14 protein-coding genes are annotated in these 16,157 nt (G+C 50.9%); 1 reads left to right on the forward strand and 13 read right to left on the reverse strand.

Features of this window, described 5'->3' with window-relative positions:
- Positions 1-42 precede the first annotated feature (42 nt).
- From ABDX87_RS28705 to ABDX87_RS28740, 8 genes are all read right to left on the reverse strand, one after another.
- Entirely contained in the window at positions 43-2,841 is a 2,799-nt protein-coding gene (locus ABDX87_RS28705; protein WP_346830918.1) for an SEC-C metal-binding domain-containing protein, read from the reverse strand.
- 199 nt (positions 2,842-3,040) lie between these two features.
- Positions 3,041-5,026: a UvrD-helicase domain-containing protein gene (locus tag ABDX87_RS28710; protein WP_346830919.1), complete on the reverse strand. Its 1,986-nt coding sequence runs from the start codon at positions 5,024-5,026 to the stop codon at positions 3,041-3,043.
- Positions 5,023-7,191: an ATP-dependent nuclease gene (locus ABDX87_RS28715; RefSeq protein WP_346830920.1), complete on the reverse strand. Its 2,169-nt coding sequence runs from the start codon at positions 7,189-7,191 to the stop codon at positions 5,023-5,025. Before ABDX87_RS28715 ends, ABDX87_RS28710 begins: the two co-directional genes overlap by 4 nt.
- A gap of 126 nt (positions 7,192-7,317) precedes the next feature.
- Complete coding sequence (locus ABDX87_RS28720; RefSeq protein ID WP_346830921.1) at positions 7,318-8,451, reverse strand: hypothetical protein; 1,134 nt, start codon at positions 8,449-8,451, stop codon at positions 7,318-7,320.
- 548 nt (positions 8,452-8,999) lie between these two features.
- Positions 9,000-9,356: a hypothetical protein gene (locus ABDX87_RS28725; protein ID WP_322438565.1), complete on the reverse strand. Its 357-nt coding sequence runs from the start codon at positions 9,354-9,356 to the stop codon at positions 9,000-9,002.
- A 49-nt stretch (positions 9,357-9,405) separates the two neighbouring features.
- Complete coding sequence (locus ABDX87_RS28730; RefSeq protein ID WP_322438566.1) at positions 9,406-9,810, reverse strand: DUF6957 family protein; 405 nt, start codon at positions 9,808-9,810, stop codon at positions 9,406-9,408.
- Between the two features lie 110 nt (positions 9,811-9,920).
- Positions 9,921-10,649, reverse strand: a complete 729-nt coding sequence (locus ABDX87_RS28735; protein ID WP_346830922.1) for a metallophosphoesterase family protein — start codon at positions 10,647-10,649, stop codon at positions 9,921-9,923.
- Positions 10,646-11,125 carry a hypothetical protein gene (locus ABDX87_RS28740; RefSeq protein WP_346830923.1) on the reverse strand — a complete coding sequence of 160 codons (480 nt, stop codon included), beginning with the start codon at positions 11,123-11,125 and terminating at the stop codon, positions 10,646-10,648. Before ABDX87_RS28740 ends, ABDX87_RS28735 begins: the two co-directional genes overlap by 4 nt.
- 303 nt (positions 11,126-11,428) lie before the next feature.
- Here ABDX87_RS28740 and ABDX87_RS28745 point away from each other — a divergent pair, with 303 nt between their 5' ends.
- Positions 11,429-11,896 (forward strand): helix-turn-helix domain-containing protein, encoded by a 468-nt coding sequence (locus ABDX87_RS28745; RefSeq protein ID WP_346830924.1) that lies wholly within the window; start codon positions 11,429-11,431, stop codon positions 11,894-11,896.
- Between the two features lie 382 nt (positions 11,897-12,278).
- On the opposite strand, the gene ABDX87_RS28750 is transcribed toward ABDX87_RS28745, so the two are convergent.
- From ABDX87_RS28750 to ABDX87_RS28770, 5 genes are read right to left on the reverse strand one after another with little or no spacing between them, the layout of a single operon-like run.
- A complete protein-coding gene (locus ABDX87_RS28750; RefSeq protein ID WP_346830925.1) occupies positions 12,279-12,548 on the reverse strand; it encodes a hypothetical protein in 270 nt (89 codons plus the stop codon).
- Between the two features lie 39 nt (positions 12,549-12,587).
- Complete coding sequence (locus tag ABDX87_RS28755) at positions 12,588-13,178, reverse strand: hypothetical protein (protein ID WP_346830927.1); 591 nt, start codon at positions 13,176-13,178, stop codon at positions 12,588-12,590.
- Complete coding sequence (locus ABDX87_RS28760; protein ID WP_346830928.1) at positions 13,172-14,239, reverse strand: hypothetical protein; 1,068 nt, start codon at positions 14,237-14,239, stop codon at positions 13,172-13,174. The genes ABDX87_RS28755 and ABDX87_RS28760 overlap by 7 nt, the downstream gene beginning before the upstream one ends.
- Entirely contained in the window at positions 14,211-15,029 is an 819-nt protein-coding gene (locus ABDX87_RS28765) for an AAA family ATPase (RefSeq protein WP_346830929.1), read from the reverse strand. The genes ABDX87_RS28760 and ABDX87_RS28765 overlap by 29 nt, the downstream gene beginning before the upstream one ends.
- Complete coding sequence (locus ABDX87_RS28770; protein ID WP_346830930.1) at positions 15,020-15,976, reverse strand: TniB family NTP-binding protein; 957 nt, start codon at positions 15,974-15,976, stop codon at positions 15,020-15,022. The genes ABDX87_RS28765 and ABDX87_RS28770 overlap by 10 nt, the downstream gene beginning before the upstream one ends.
- Between the last annotated feature and the right edge of the window lie 181 nt (positions 15,977-16,157).

Genomic DNA, 16,157 nt, shown 5'->3' on the forward strand with positions numbered 1-16,157 from the left:
CACTAACGTCCTTACTCTCAAACTCATTGCATGGTGCTCATCTTAAGCGCCATGGCACTTCTTGTATTTCAACCCAGAACCGCAGGGACAGCGCTCATTTCGGCCCACACTCCCTATTGAAACCCTGACTGCCGCACGCCTGGACTCATCAATAATATGAGCAATGTAGTCAGTCTGACGCTCAACCTCCTTCCTTTGATTTTCGCTCACCCCCTCGAGATATGGCCTCAACCGCTGGATCTCAGTAATGGCACCCATATGGTCACCAGCGAGCGCGAGCACCACGGCGTACTGACTTCTGCACTGAACCATTCTCGTGACAAGCTTGGCCTTCGAGACCATAGGCAGCACATGCTGCTCCATAACCTCTCGTGCCCCCTCGTAGTCTTTCAAGCCGACAAACTCATCGGCGAGGTCTTGGCCTACTCGCACGATTGAGTCATATGCACCAATCATTCCATAGAACTTCATGGCGTGAATTCGAGCGAAAGGAGTCGGCAGTCCTTGGGCCTCTCTCGTTATGGCGTACAATTCCAAGGCATCAGCGATATGCTTCAGATCCTCATGAACATCTGGAGGCCGTTTGATGACCCTCCAAAGGACATCGGGATTTTTGCCAATTACGTCCTTTGGACTGAGTCCAAGCAACTCGTAATATTCATCAATTACTTTTCGGCACAGATTTTCGGCTTGCTTATTACGCTTCAGCTTCCAAAGTCCGATCGCATGATTGTACTCAAAGACCCTTTTATTCTTGGCATCGGGTATTTTTGGAGTTGCATACTCGATTGCTTGCCTTACCTCTTCCTCATTCCCCTGCTCCGAGGCAAAAAGAACCTTTTTCATTGCCCAAGCGATCTGCTCGCGGTACTCAAATTCATGCTCGGCAAGTAGTGCCTCCATTTCGGATAGACGATCTGCTACCTCCTCAAAGCGACCTGATCGCATGTGAGAGAAGACGATTCCGTCAATAGCCCAGAAAGCCTGATGAGGGCTCAAGCTTCCCGAATCGACCGCCTGCTCAAGCCTAGAGAGAATATCTACTGCTATGCCCATCTCATAGAACACCTCCTCACCAGAGAGTCCAATGAGGGTCATAACGTCATCGAGTTCGATGAACACTTGTGTCAGGAGTGAAAATCTCGACGTATCCCGATCTTTCTCCAGCCCCGCGACCAAAATTTCTTTCAAGGTCAGTAGAGCTGTATTGACCAGGGATGCCCCCATGAGCTCTAGGTGCCGAAGGCCTATCGCCCGGACGGCATCATGGACTTTGAGACTTTTGGCGCCAAAGACCTCAACCGTACCCGTGGCCTGGATCTTTTTGATCGCAACGGCTGCACCAATCTTCGTTAGGTCAAGCGTGGCTGTCAGCAGGCGAATAACCTCCTCCTGCGTAAGCCCCACGTCGGCAAGACTGATGACAGCCAATGCATTTCGAGTGACCTCGTCATACCCTTCAAAGACACGCGTGAGGATGACCTCTTGGGCTGTCTCCACAACGTTGAGTTGCTGTTCGAGATCAGCACAGAGCGCATCAATACTCCCTCCGTATTCGGAGACAGCAATTTTTACTGCGCTATCTACATACAGAGGTAGCCCACCCGAGTATGCCCGCAGCCGATCAAGTGCTTGTGGAGTACCCGAGCCCCTCGCATCACTGACCGCACGAGCCACGGTATCGAGATCCCAACCGAGCAGATTCTCTCGACTCAGCCCCATGACAGCTTCGAGCTCACGGACATTTTCATGAGGCTGACACAAGAGAACGAAGCGAATTTGCCGAGTCGCATTCAACAAGTCACGCATATTGGCGACAGGGACACGATGGGCATTGTCTACGACAACGATCAGGTTGCCCCCTTTCTGTTCGAGGAAACGGTCGAAGACTCGCATTGCCTCGTAGCCGCTAGCCCCTGGCATGAGTATCTGTCGTGCCTTGTCCGGATCATCCTTGGCATATTTCGAGACCAGTTCACGCACAATGGAGCTAGCGATGGAGGGGCCAGGAAGGTCACCGACATCGTAATAGGCGCACTGCTCAACACTATGCATGGCCGCATGGGAGGCCCAGGTTGTCTTACCCGCACCGGATAATCCGCAGATTATCCGAACCCGCTCCTGGGAAATGAAAGAAGGCTCGTTCTGTTGAGGTCTGTAAGACTGAGGAGGCGAAGGAAAATCCTGGAGCTGAACGATCAGCTGCTCAAAGAGATCAGACAGCTCTGAGGTACGGAACGTATGCCTCGAGTTCCCGTTTCCGCCAGCCGAGGCAAGCATCACCAACCCCGCCATTTTCCACGTCAACGAGGCTGGTGATAGCAGCGAAAAGTGAAGATTCTCGGCCTGAGCTATACACCACTGCGCAGCCTCCGAAACGTCTTTCCAAGCGGGAGGAAGCCACTCTGGCCGGTTGAGCTTAGCGTCCGGGTAGAGGTACAGCAGGTCAGCAGGCGCACTCCCCTCATCCACCTCTGACTGAAGAGTCTCCCCAAGCGCCTGATTCACGACGACGACAAATTGAGCCGCTCCACTGCGTCGGTTCGAAGTATGTTCCTGCCTGATGAGGTCGAATCGCTCCAGAGCGCCTGAGACGTCGCCAGGCATGATCCCGCGCGAGCGCGTTTTCACCTGCACATACACTCGCCCGGATTCTAAGCTGAGCTCGACATCTTCATCCAACTCGACCAGCACCTCACGCACCCCGGAAGCCTGCGCCAGAAACAGGCAACCCACGGCGTACAAGTGTTGGTAAAGAAATCCTCTATGGACGGCTTCAATCCGCTTCAACTGAGCAGGGTCGAGGACGACGTCTGGATGTGTTTGGTCATTGGACTGCATTTAACGATCTCACCTCTGATGCGGCAGAGCATGCCAAAAAATGCCCAATACCTCTGGGTTTGCACGATGGTAGCAGGTGGCCAAAGCGCATTACTGCCTTGCCACAGCTTTATGCCATCAAGACCACGTCCTTCCAGCCCGTGGGGTAAGGCGCGCATTAGGCAGTCAGCAGGCGCGGTCGTCATGTCGCCAATGATCGTCAGAGATGCTGGATACTCCACCCATGTTCAAGGAGTGTCTGGCAATTGTTGTGAAATTGTTCTTCCCCTCCCAGCGATCGTTTGCTGATTGCCAGGCAAAGTAAATGTGTCGGTCGAGTCATTGCCACGTACATCGCGAGGAGCCGCTGCGTATCTCTCACCCCTAGCTTTTTATGGCCATGCCGACGCTGCCTCAACACCCAAGGCATTAAGCTGTCGAGAAACGGCTCATGGCTGAAGGTTTCAAGTACAAGCGTCGCGGTGTGGGTTTGCCCCTTCACCGAATGAATGGAGCCAAGCCTGATATCGACCGTGCCACTTTCATGGGTACTTCGATGTGTGTTTACAGACAAGCCGACCACTCGCTCCTGCAGTCCTTCCTGGTTCTCTACGACCCATCCTAGGTAATCCTGGACTGCTTCGGTTTGATCATTCGTGCAAGCTAGAATTTTCGCGAGATACCAAAAGCGTTGAGAAAGAACCAACCAGCGTTCGCGACTAAGCACATCACCCCTAAAGAGAACTTCAACAACAAGCTGCTGGTAGCGCTCAAGGTCTTTCGCATCGGTGAATAACTGCTGAACCTGTACGTGTTGCCGAGCACCGACCTTGAGCTTGGTGGACAGATTTGAAAGATTCACAAGATGGAGTAATGCCCGAGCGATTTCTTCCACTCCGTGATGCGCTGTCTCGCCTTTCGAAATATGTTGCCTAGCAAGACGCACTCGCTCCACGAGGGTCGACGGCCTGTATCCGGAACGGCCAGCGTTGCGGTCGTAGGGTTCCCAGTAGTGCCCTACTGTCTTCGGATAATGTTCAGGATCTCCATCGGGATCAATTTCCTTATGCGTGTAGCCTAGCGCGGCGACTTTAGCCTTTGGAAGCAATGCTGCTGGCAGGTGATCAAGGACAAGCCGGGCATATGCATCAAGCACACCACTGCAGTCACCATCCGGGAAAACAAATATGGTGTGCGGGAGCGGATCGTGATCTCGCTCTCGCAACCCGCAAAGGCTGTCAGCAACTGGAAAGAAGGCAAAAGTATCGGCGAGAGACGCGATCGAAGGGTCGAAACGGAAGCTACTGGCGATATCAATCGAGCGTGCGGAATCCGGAAAATCACTGCCTTTGGAATGAACGTCAGAATCGAAGATCGCTTGGTTAGTATCACCCACTCGTGTCACACAGATAGCTGGGTTGTGGCGAGGAAAAATCGTGCTCAGGTATTCGTTCTGCATCGCCGACGTGTCCTGCATTTCATCGATGATCACGCAGGGAAAACGATGCCGGAGTCCTTCCGCTACGCTTGGTCTTTCTGTTAGTTGAGCTTTTCCTAATACAAAGATCTCGTCGTAGCAAAAGTACCCTCGCTTGGCAGCTTCTCCCATGGCAGATGACATGATTTTGTACATACGAGTCGTTGGCCCGCTTGGAAACTTGCCATCGATTACGGGGTTATTGAAATCTGCGCTTTTTAGGCGAAGCTTCTTGGTATCAAACGTCCGGTAACTAAGAAAATCGCGAAACGCCCGTCTATCAACACTGTCCATGCAATTGAATCGCATCCGGTGTGTCAGCTCATCATCAATGGCGGTAAACCGGTATTGTGCGGAAAGAAGCCACGGCGTAGCTAGAAAACGGCTCACGAAACCATGGATCGTATCGATGTAATGGGGGTAACTAAGTAGGCGTCTACCCACCTCAGTACCGCCTAATCGATGCTCAATCTCTTGGCGTGCGACGTTGGTATGTGACAGCACGCAAATGCCCCGGGTTCGGCTCGTCCATTTGCGCGCAAGGATTGCGAGTTTAGCGACCACCAGAGTAGTTTTTCCGCTGCCAGGGCAGGCAGAGATGTCCAATGTCGCTCGTGATCGCAGAAACGCCAACCGTCGCTCATCAAGCTCCTTGAGGCACAGCAGATCGACAACCCAGGAGATATCCTCGTCGGTGATCTGGGGCACCAGATCCTTAAACCCGATCATCGAGCATGTCTCGCTGGCTGGATCGCTTCCAGGCCGGTGGTCACATAAGTGATGGCCTCGGTTAGGTAGGCCGGCAAGGCTTGCACGAGTTGCTCTTGGGGCGGCGCGTTGAAACCTAGTCGCCCCTCAAGCAAGTCCACCAGATACTGTGCCGTGATCGCCTTGGATGCTTTCTTCCGGTGGAACAATGCATAAATGTGAGAGCACATGTGTGCCAGGGATTCAGTCGAATCTTTCAGGGTGTGAAACTCTGCCTCAGCCCTCTGGATTATTTCTTCAGGCGCTTTCTTCTCCTCGTTAAGCGCGTCATCGTTTTCTGCCAGCCTGGCAGCAATGAGAACCTCCTGAGCTAGACCCGCGAACGCGAGGTCATACTCAAGCGTCCATTCACCGGCGACGAAAGTCTTAACGTTTTGCCCGTCGTTGGACTTGAGTTGTTGCCGCCGTTTTTCCAACCCGTCCTGCTGAGTATTTTCATCAGCGCCGAAGTCCCTGATGGCCTTCCAGCGCCGCGACGTAGAATCCCACACAGCATCATCATCATCCTTCACCCGTCCCAAGATGACCGGCGCACAATCTGGCATGACATCCATATCAGCCAGACAGGCAACCGGTAAAGCCAATGTCCCGTGCTCTGGATTCGCTCTTTGAAGGATTCGCGAGTAACGCCCCAAGCCGGTGCTTCCCACGTTTACCACCGAGACACCATATCGCGTGAAGTCCCTGCCCAAAAGTTTCGCCAACGCCGGCAGCAAGATGGTCTCACCATCACCTTCCACGATAAGCACCCCACGCGCGAAGAACAGGTTGGCCTTAGTCACGTCCAGAAAGCGCGCCAGAAATCTGTAGTCGCTGGTGTCCAACCTCGTGTGCAGCTTACTGAGTGAGTACGCTTTGTGGCGGTGCATGAGCACAAGATTGTCCAGCGGAATCTTTGAGCTAAGGTTGGGACTGTGTGTCGTCAAGATGACCTGAACGGGTCGAGATTGGTTTTTGCTCTCTGAGTGGTTTGTGGGTTGTTCAGCCGTATCATGAGGGAGCACTGCTGTAGCAACCTCGGCATCCGCCCAGCTATAGGATCGCTGTCGAGTACCAGCAACGTCCTGACTGTCGCGCTCGTTCAAGATTTCAGCTGTTTTCTTGGATAGATTCTCAACCCCTGCAGCAGAGCTCAAAAACTCCATCAGACGCAACTGTCGCTGTGGGTGAAGGTGAGCCTCAGGCTCTTCGATCAAGAGTAAAGGCAGCCCATCAGGCTCTCGCCCAAGCAGTAACAGTTCACAGGCCATGAACAGCAAATTATTGGAACCAAGCCCATACTTACCCCGGGGATCCCCCGACTCTTGGTCGAGCAAGCTCAACTCCAGGCGCTCAAGAATCTGCCTCAAGCGTGCCGGCTCTGAGCCTCCCTCGACAAAATTGATTTGGCCTTGCAGTTCGTCGCCCTCAAGGGCCAGATGAGATAGGTAGTCGTTGTTGACCGAGTCCTGAGCTGCCTTGATTCCCTGGTGAAGGTTAACCAAATGGCGAAGATATTCGGCCAAACCCGCGAGGCTTAATGAAGCAGGATCCAGATCCGCAACGGGCTTCGTGCTATCGAAATCGCTACCGTTCTTGATATCTGGAAAGTTTTTCAAGACTTGTGACAAGCGCGAGCTGCGGCCTGGGGACATTTCGCGCGCAGCATCGCGGAGCGGTCGCAGATAGGCTGCGGCCAATAACTGACGAACATTATTGTCGAGACTCGGCCCACCCCCGTTGTGGCCGCTTCGTACAGCAATATCTACCCAGCGCCGTGCCAGCGCATCATCACTGAGTCGACGTGCGGCCCAATGGACATACACGACGGCCTTTCCGTCTTTGAACGTCACATATTCTGAGAAAGCCCCTTGATCAGCCGTGGTCAGGTCTGAAAACTTCGCAATGATGTTGATCTGATGGGCCGGATTTCCGTCACGAGCGATGTAGAAATCCTCCGGTTGCAAGCGAACGTATTCGCCGTCTCGGGTCTGGAGAACGAGTCGCAGCGCATCGATAACCGAAGACTTACCTGCATCGTTCTCTCCCACGAGCGCAGTAACGCCCCTGTTGAACTCAATAAACAAACTCTCTTGGTCTGCGCCAAACTGCCGGAAATTCTGAATTTTGAGTGCTGACAAATACATCCGTGTCTTCCTGTCAAAGTACTGCTACGCAGTGGGCAAGGCTTTAACTGCGCACGAGGTTTACGTGTTGCTAGCCGACAGATATCAGCCCAGATTGGTGAGCCACTATTTTTAGTTTTACGAGCTTCAGAACGTCTGGCCATTCCGAAGGGCAGTAGCTGTTTCTTCGATCCATTCCTTCATGCCATGCGACAGGTCATAGGGCGTAATTTCACTGACCGGTATTTCCTGGATCACCTTGAGCGCCGACCAAGCCTCATAGTCATGAAACGGGTTGAGACCCATGACATTACCTAGGCTTTGGTCGACATACCCCTTATAACCGGCAATCCGAGCAAAAAGCACAGCAGCCTGGTTCAGATTCCAGTTGCTGAGAAAGAGCAGCAACGCGGTAAACGCCATCAAGGGCTTACTCCCCTTCATTGCACTATACGACGCCCTGCCTATCGCTCTGCGCACTGGCTCGTAGTGATGGGATATGAAGTGTGCCAGCGCAAGCGTGGCGTCGTACTCCGTCTTCAATGAGGTTGGGTCGAAGGCAGACCGTCCCTGGTGATCACTCGCGAGCTTTGCAATTCGAGAAACCAGCGGCCTGATCATGCCCGCCCGCTCGAGAAGATACGTGAGCAGCGATGCGTGACGTCGGGCTAGCATCACTTCCGTTGCCGTCCTGAGATCAAAGCCTGGAATACCCAGCAGTTCTTGGTTCACAGTCAACCACTGAGGCTGGTACTTTACCGACCATGCCCCGGACTGAACCGCAGCGACCCACTGCAGAACCTGCTGATCCAGGCTCACGTGGAACTGGGAGCTGAGCTTTCTGTGATGGAACCACTCACGCATGCCCCTGATCTTGACCTGATCCATCACGCCTATCTGAATTCCTTTGCAAACCAAATCCCGTATCGCCCGAGATATCCCATCACGTGCAGTGGAGATGAATTGCACCAGCCCCTCTGGTGCTTCACCAGTCGGCAAAATGGCAAAGTCGCAGAATGGGTGATGCCCACCAGGAAAACGGAAGTACGCCTGCTTTACGGCCTCCCCGGTCACTTTTGAGCTCGAAGCTCTGACCACCTCGGCGCCCCTCACAAAGCAGGCCGGGCATTCGAGATCACTATGAATAGTCTGCTTCCAAATATCTGGAATTGGTTCCTTTGGCTTCAATTTACCCCGCTGATGGATGTCGGCGAGGTACTGCAGGAGCTGATCAACGTCCAACTCCATTTGGCGAGAGGCTGAGAAGGCGGTCAGCGGCATATCAAGGCTCCATTTGAATGCAGTAGCCACTAATTCGAGCGGAGCCTGAGCAATAGCAGGACGACATTAGATGGCAGTCGAACGCTAAACTAGCGGTTTCTGAGACCGGCTACCAGCTCAGTGTGTCAGGCGGTATGTTTGGCATGCGCATGCGGGATGTCGGGAGAAGTTGGCGTGTTCGACCAAGAAGGGTGAGAAAAATCGAGTCGAAAAATGCGTTGGTGGCGGGCTGGCTTCATCGCTCACCGAAGCGCTCCGCATGGCTAACTCGGAGCGCTGCTGATTTAAACCATAAGAGGCCATGACACACGATTTTCAGAGGTCTGACGGAGCTCGAGAAATGAGCTTGCCCTGAATTGACTCAAACTCTTCCATCGAAACGAGCACCGCAGTCCTTCGTTCCCCCTCGATGAAACCCGGTTTTCGAGTCATGATCACCTGGACGAGTAACTCGTCAAAGTGGATTGTTGCTCGAGCAACTGACCATCGTTCTTCCGCCATGTGCCTGGCCCTATCTCGAGAGGAAAAAGTAGACATCTCACCATCATTTAGAAATGGTCGGCGGATTCGAGAAGCTTCAGAAAACTCGCTCTGCCGAGGCCTCGCTTGAAGCTAGCGATGACGTAATTACCATCTTGGGTTTCGAGCAGCCAAAACCGCCCTTCTTTCCTAGCCGATCGAATTTTACCTGTGCGGAGGATAGAACCATCCGCTCTGTGGTACGCATCGTCTTGCTCGGAGTGATCGAAAGACACCCCCAAACATGTGTCCTCAGCGATCGTCGCATCACTGATAAAAGCTGTGATGGGCACGCTGTATTTTCGAAGACTTGCTCGCACCAAGCGACTCATCTGAAAGTCGCTCACATCCTTACTATGAAACTGCAATTCGATTACTTCAGGCATCCGGCCAAAGCTCCAAAATGACTCGATATGTATTTGCGGCGGTTATTGCTTAACCGGCCTTCATGGAAAAAGCGGCTCCCACACTGGCCTCTTTTCTCAAGCCCGATCCGCAGAGGAGGTAGACCGTACTTTTGGTTTCAAACATGCAGCCTTCGGTATATGAGATCCCAAAATTACTGCGCACCCACATGCTGGGCTGAAATCGATTTCGACTATCGAAAACGACTTCGTGTGCATACAACGTTGCGGGAAGTAGACCGAGCCCGGTGAGCTTATCTTTTTCATCTGAGTTGACCGTGAGGTCGATCAAAATCCATTGCCGTACTACGCAAAATGCTTTCCCTGGGAACGCTTTTGCGGCCAATGCAATTAGCTCGTCTTGGGTGCCTTGCCAGCCAGGCATCTCCTCCCCTGCGCCGTAAAGGAGTTGGGAGATCTCTTCTAACGTAACCATGTAAATTTCTCGAATTCGATTTAGGTTCAGGTCACACCGATAGCGGCCCCCCGAAGCTTGTACACAGCGAAAACTCAGTTCGCTGAGGATTATTGCTGAACGGCTGCTAATTAAATCTCGATCAAAAATTCCAGATCGAAACCAGTACTTTGACCCGGGTAGCCGCGTGGATTGGAAACCACTCGGCATCCATTCTTGAAGAAATCCGCTGCGACGTGGGTGTGTCCGCAGACCCAAAGATCAGCCTTGCCCACAAGCTCTGGCCAGTCATTCGCATAGGCTGCGATCAGGTGTGCGGGAAGATCATTACCCACGTGATCCAACGCCGGCGCATGGTGCGTAACTACAACGGTTTTGCCGTCGAAGGACTTGGCCAGTTCTTCAGAAAGCCAGCTATAGGCTGCCTTTGATTTAGCGATCAAGTCATCGGGACGAAGGCGTCGGTAACTCACATCTGTTCTGATGACGGTGAAGTCGTTCATCCATTCCCAAGCGATGCGTTTCGCCGCTGCGACATCTCCAGTCGACGAGTAATCTGTCCACGCTGTAGTGACCAAAAACCTAGTTTGGTTGAGGATCAAGGCCTCGTTTTCGAGGACGTGAACATGTGGCGCTGCGGCTTCCCTCATTTTTTGAAGCGTGCGATCAATGTGGCCGCCGTAGTACTCATGGTTTCCGCAGACGTAGATCACCGGGCACCGGAACACCTCGTTCGCCCATTTCACGCCGCGCGTTTTGATATCAATGTCGCCAGCGAGGATAACTACGTCCGCGCCGCTTGAGGCGGGCTCGAACCGATCGAACTCTATGTGCAGGTCTGAGTACACTTGAAGCTTCATGGGAATGGCCGTGCTGTGCCGTGCTCCGAGCATTCCTGAACAGGTTGCTCCATTTCCTCATAGATCGTTCGTATATTGGTAAGTGAGTCAGCTACGAGACCCTCTTGAGCACTGCTGTAAACAGCTCCACCTGCCACCTTATGCAGCATCACGCACTCGCCTTTTTGGTCGTATCCGACGACCAGACTGAGCAGCTTCTCCATACGCTCTGAAGATCCCCCGTTCAACCAAGGGGCAGTCACGACCTGGATCTCTTCAACCGAGCAGGTTGGACTCTGCTGAGCCAGTAGGTCGGACAGCAAGGAGGCGTCTGTTGGCATAAATTTTTTTGTGCGGCGCCTGGTTCCTTCGCAGACCCGGAGGATGACGTGATACCAAGGATCCATTGATTCCCGCTCGACCATTCGCCATGCGGCTCGCCCTTCCCCCAAAAGCCCTGGAAAACGTACTGAGCAAGATTCATCGGAGATAAACATGTTTTAGATACTCACCTGTGGTGCATGCATGTGCGGTAACCCTATTGAATTTGTGCTTCCTTGCTCTTGTAGCGAGGGGGAATTGCTTCGCCCCATTGGATTCCATCGCGTCAATACATCGAATACGTTTACGATTCTTGCGAGCTCGATTATCTCGATATAGAGCTCCCTAGGACGCTTGAAAGCAGATGACGCGGTCAGCTCCCAAAGCCTAACAACCGACGCCGTCCAAGATAATAACACCAATCGACGTTTATCTAAACACTCTGAGTGTGGCCCTATCCTCGCTTTTTAGGGACAATCATGTCGCTCAAGAAAGAGATTGCCGCAACGATCCGGGTTACCCGGTCGGTGCGCGGGCTGACTTACGAAGACTTGGCGTCTGTCACCGCGCGCACGAACATCAGTGCGCTCGAACGTGGGAAGATCAACATCACCGTTGATAAATTGATCGAGCTATCCACGCCTCTGAAGCTTGACCCTGTGGCCCTTCTAGCCATTAGCATTTCCCTGAGCAATGGCGAGACGCCCGAAGCGGCTTTGGAACGAGCCCGTGTCGAGCTAGACAGGTTCCGATCAGAAGGAGGATTGGATCTTCTTGCAACACAGATCGTTGACGACACGCTTGTGCAGCGCTCTCGAGGAAAGCCGGAAGGCTCCAGAAATGCTCAGGCTATTAGGGAGCTCAAGGAGGCAGGGTTTAGCCGAAAAGACGTTATGGAAAAGCTCGGCCTTTCCAGGTCTACGGTGTATGGGCATTGGAACGCTTAGAAAGGAACCTACCCGCATACCTCTTTTCCAGGGGTATGCCATAGGACGCAGGATGTCAGTCATATCAAGCCTAGGTTTTGCACGAAAAGCGATGTCGCAAATAGCGCATGACACCAGCCAATGAAACTATCGCGACAAAGCGTTTCGCGAGCTTGTCGAAGCGGGTGACGATTCGACAGTTCTTCTTGAATCACCCAAACGACTCGATCGCAACTCGCAATGACGCCCCCCGAGGCGCACTTGGATCGCTCGCGAGATTAGTTCGCTGAGTTGCATATCGAGGATGGATTGGTAATGCGCAGCCAAATTCCTGATGCGGGCCAATTTTAGAGATCGCGACGCAAACCTGGAGTATTTCAATTAGTTGTCGCAATCATTGAGCTCAAGGATTTAAGTCCTCGTACAATGTAGTTACCACTCGCTCGTTAATGGTTGCTGGTTCGCATGCCCCCCCTTCTCGTATGCCTTCACCATCGACATCAGCATTTTGCAGTTCGCGGTGAGCGTGGTTGTAATTGACGAATCCGGATATTCTAGCTGCAATGTTCAATGCTTCGCCATGAGTAACGTTTTGCTCTCGCTTTATCGCTTTTGCTTTCCTCTTGATGCCATTGATGGAAAAAGCAGGACTAGAGATAGAATAATTAGCCATATGGTAGATTCTCTAAAAAATGAATGTCACTGGATAGGATTACAGTGCACGGGTACCAAAAACATCCGGATTTCTATCCAGCAGTGCATTGAAGCGCTGCACTGCCAAATCGACTATGTCGTTCACGACATCTGGCGCGATTACAGTCGGCTTGAAGATTCGACAGATTACGTTTTGTGGCCAGTCATAAATACAATGAATCACAAATGACTCAAGCATCTTAAAATTTAGTAGATTCAAGCGCGGCACTCTACTTCTAACAATCAATTTAGATGAAGGTAAAAACGCTACGTTTGCATCCTTGTCATTTATGTTCTTATTAAGCTCTGGCATGAAACACTTGCTTGCCTTGAGGTTGTTAGATCGAAGGAGCTTTATTGTCTCCAAGGGGGGCAAATGTTTATCGGGAACACACCAAATCCCGTGCTTAACAAAATTAAGATCATCTATGGTTTCTGTTGCTGTCGCATCGTAACCGAGCGCATAGTGGAGAATACGACCAGTTACACTGTCAATAGCAAAAAATACAAAGCAGCTTTTCCGCCTTCCTGTCTGGATGTCGAGAACCTGGAATTTTGGTGTAAAACAACACGGTGATATATAGCGAAGTTTACGATCTATTTTTAACACTCTAGCCCACCTTTAAGCATGCTCACAGATAGATCTTTCGTACTAAATAGTTTCAGCATGGACTTTGCTTGAGATGCTCCGACGTTCCTATTAAGGTTTACCCAAATCAGCTCAGGAGATGTAGGTAGAAAATTGCAGTGGGCAATACGCGCTCGCTCGGCTTCCGCATCGTTGATCCAATCTAACATGAGACCAATGAGATAAAACGACCGCCCCCGCGCGGCGGATGTCGAGCGACGAACGGTATGATAAAAATCCATTATATTGTTAAATCTATTTATACGCCCCTCATCAAACCCCTGAACAGTAATATCCTTCGTGTCGTCGAAACAAAACCTCAAGCTTGGCAAAAATGTTATGCGCATTAAGGTTGTTACGAATGACATCATATCATGGCGCACATCAGAGTCCTTACATTCCTTTAATAGCTTCTGCAGACGCTTTTGCACACGCAAGCCTAGAGCCAGCACATGTCGATTCTCCTCGTCGATGCGCTCTTGTCGAAGCTGCTCTCTATGCTGCTCCCAGTGTTGCTGAAACAATTTGCGGCCGAAATCTATTCGCTCAAACAAAAGGTCGTTTCCATCTCGAAGTAAACTGCAATGGCGTATGCAATATGGTTGCAACAGAAATCTCCAGCACTTTAGATATATAGGAAATCCTGTAGTAGCTATCGCCTCTTCCATGCACCTGTAACAATAGCCACGTCTGTAAGCAACTGGGATTATCGGGACATCAGGAGCTGCGAACACACGCTTTAACCAACTTTTTGATAAAGCATATGCGTTAACGAAAGCCTGGATTTCCTCACCATCAAAGCATAAATCTAAATCGTCACACGGTTTATGGGTGAAAGAACTGGAAGGTAGATAAGGCGTCTTTAACGCGTTAAGTTTCTCATCTCGCTCGTGCTGCCCGTGAATAGTCAGCTTATCGTAGAATTTTGAGTTGCTCAGTGCATGTAATGCTGGTTGGGGTACCAGCTCTCGTACACGAAACATCCATGAAGACAGCGCCTCACCTGGGTATGGTTTAGGAATAACAGATTTGGAGTAGCTCAAGCTCATAGTCTTTCAACGTCCATTTTTCGCGCTCAGGTACAATAACCCCGGCGCTGCGGAGAAGGTTTTCTACATAGCAAATACGCAATATTGTCTGGGCTAGATGAAGTCGCATTCCGCAATCGACTGCCGTCTGCTCCCAGTTTGACGGAGCCGGAGTTTTCATGTTCACTCGTTGATTACAGAACTCCCATACACGACTAGCTACGCTATTGAAATCACTAAAATTTAGGTGATCCGCAAGATCGTAGGATTGCCAGCTGGCTAGGCGATGCTTATGGAAGTTACGAATAAGTCTAGTATTACGTGTGGAAAAAATTACAGAAAGAGCATGCGCTCCTTTCCCTATCGCCTGAAAAAACTTGAATACCTCCGTTAAATCACGCTCCCGCTCGATATAAATATCCAAATCGTCAATGACTAAAGTTTGCCGCCCCGTAGCTGAAGCAAAGATTGGAAGGTAAGCAGGCATGGCGCCTGCTTTTTTAGTTCCTTCTAAGTGAAAATCTTCGCAGATATGATCGACAATGTTAGTTTCGCCCACGAAAACATTACCACTGAGCAGCAAAACTTGAGCGGAATGACACTTCACGACGTGCGATAGCAAAGTCGATATCCCGCATCCTGGCTCTCCCGTAATCATTGTAATCGCGCCCTTTACCCTAGATTGAACAATGGACTGAAGCTGGTTGTATATCGCGCGATAAGAGGACGTCATATATTGGAAGCCACTTTCGGCTTCCAATACCAATCGCCCCATCTGAAGTGCGCGGCGTTTGTTTATGCCCACAGTTTCTGCACGTCCACTTCCACTTCGTCCAATCCTTGGAGGCCGTAGCCAAGATCGCTCATGATTTCCTCAATATTCATGATGTGGTCGAGTGTGATGCGCTCTGTACCGTCAGCGATTGCAGCCCAAGCGGCTGCCTGCAACATCTTTACGATGTTGTCAGTGATTCCCAGCGCCTTCTCCATGATAGTTAGCAAAAGCCTTTGATCGCGATAGTCTGTAGGTTTTTTCAGCGGCAGGCGGTGAATATAGCTGAATACAAAATTTCGAAAAGAGTCTCCATTTTTCCATGATTCCAACTGATGTACTGAATAGCGGCGCGCTAATTGCGGATCTTCTCGCAAATGACGTGCGGCATCAGGGACGCCAAACGCGAATACAGACAAACCATAAGTCTCTCCCGATAAATTTTTCATCAGAGACAGGTTTACGCGTCTTTGAAATGGTGACAGCGTGAAAGCGTCATGCACCTCATCGATCACAATAGCCTTAATGTTCTGTGATTTGATAATGTACTGAAGTTCTGGTGTGATCTTCTTGCTTTGGCGCGCACGACGAGACACGTCAAGTCCCATTTTGTCGAAAATCAGCTCTTTGAGATTGTAGCTGTCAGCGTTCTGGTGCATGGTGACGAAGATTATCTTCTGTGAAGACATGGCATTGCGACGCTGTAATGCGGCGATTGCACTCGTTTTCCCAAGACCTCCAGCTCCTAAACAAAGCAAACATGGAGCAACAGTCTTACCATTCATTGACATCATTAGATCAATTTTTTTAAAAAGGCGTTCTGCCGAAGGATGAGGCACCCAAAAATCAAACTGGCACGCTTCTGCCCTTTCAAGATCAGAAAGACCGAATAAATGATGACGGCTTGAATGCACGTGTTGGTACTGACCTGCTTTTTTCTGTTCAGCTTGATCTACAGTTATTTGTTCGTACTGACTCACAGTTACTCATCCTATTTACATTTTTATTGATCTAACTCTACTCGGCTACGCTCTGATAAGGTTGTTGAAATCCGAGCGAGACCGCGAAATCCAGTAAGATTTCGGAAAAATAGTTAGCGTTCATAAACATCAGCAATAACTCTAAAAACCAAAGTGATAGCCTATGCCAGAATAATTATTT

The organism is Pseudomonas abietaniphila (genome assembly GCF_039697315.1).
GTDB classification, from domain to species: domain Bacteria; phylum Pseudomonadota; class Gammaproteobacteria; order Pseudomonadales; family Pseudomonadaceae; genus Aquipseudomonas; species Aquipseudomonas abietaniphila_B.

Excerpts from the sequence above, each read along its gene's own strand:
- ABDX87_RS28705 (WP_346830918.1), bottom strand. The coding sequence starts at position 2,841 with ATGCAGTCCAATGACCAAACACATCCAGACGTCGTCCTCGACCCTGCT.
- ABDX87_RS28710 (WP_346830919.1), bottom strand. The coding sequence starts at position 5,026 with ATGATCGGGTTTAAGGATCTGGTGCCCCAGATCACCGACGAGGATATC.
- ABDX87_RS28715 (WP_346830920.1), bottom strand. The coding sequence starts at position 7,191 with ATGTATTTGTCAGCACTCAAAATTCAGAATTTCCGGCAGTTTGGCGCA.
- ABDX87_RS28720 (WP_346830921.1), bottom strand. The coding sequence starts at position 8,451 with ATGCCGCTGACCGCCTTCTCAGCCTCTCGCCAAATGGAGTTGGACGTT.
- ABDX87_RS28725 (WP_322438565.1), bottom strand. The coding sequence starts at position 9,356 with ATGCCTGAAGTAATCGAATTGCAGTTTCATAGTAAGGATGTGAGCGAC.
- ABDX87_RS28730 (WP_322438566.1), bottom strand. The coding sequence starts at position 9,810 with ATGGTTACGTTAGAAGAGATCTCCCAACTCCTTTACGGCGCAGGGGAG.
- ABDX87_RS28735 (WP_346830922.1), bottom strand. The coding sequence starts at position 10,649 with ATGAAGCTTCAAGTGTACTCAGACCTGCACATAGAGTTCGATCGGTTC.
- ABDX87_RS28740 (WP_346830923.1), bottom strand. The coding sequence starts at position 11,125 with ATGTTTATCTCCGATGAATCTTGCTCAGTACGTTTTCCAGGGCTTTTG.
- ABDX87_RS28745 (WP_346830924.1), top strand. The coding sequence starts at position 11,429 with ATGTCGCTCAAGAAAGAGATTGCCGCAACGATCCGGGTTACCCGGTCG.
- ABDX87_RS28750 (WP_346830925.1), bottom strand. The coding sequence starts at position 12,548 with ATGGCTAATTATTCTATCTCTAGTCCTGCTTTTTCCATCAATGGCATC.